1 protein-coding gene is annotated in these 446 nt (G+C 62.1%); it reads right to left on the reverse strand.

The features are described from left to right. Positions 1-164: 164 nt before the first annotated feature. Positions 165-446: TOBE domain-containing protein (locus AC1DY7_RS31305; protein WP_477497648.1), on the reverse strand; the 282-nt coding region annotated here is incomplete at its 5' end.

Here is a 446-nt window from a genome sequence, read left to right on the forward strand (position 1 = left end):
GGCCCAGCGCGGTCAGGCAGGAATCCCAGTTCCACTGGAAGGGGTAAAGGCCCTTGGTCGGGATGGTGTAAGCGCCCTGGTCGTTTTCCCTGAGCACCTCGACGGCGCGGGCGATGGTTTCGTCGACAGTTAGAGAAGTCATGGAAGGCATTCGTCTTTCTGGTTCAAAGGGCGTTGGTGGTTTCGGGATCGAACCAGCGGATGCGGTCGGGCTTGGGCGCAAGCCGCAGATGATCGCCGACCTTAACGCTGGCATTCGATTCCAGGATGGCGCGGAACAGGCCGCCCTCAACATCGCAGGTGACCAGCGTATGCGGTCCAAGCGGCTCGATGACACGCACGGTGGCGTGCAGCCCTTCGCTGCCGGCGTCGACATCTTCCGGACGGATGGCGAACTCGATCTTTTGCTTGTCCGATTTAGGACCGGGCAGCGTCAGCCCGGCGAC

This window comes from Mycobacterium sp. P2_H7 (genome assembly GCF_056403275.1).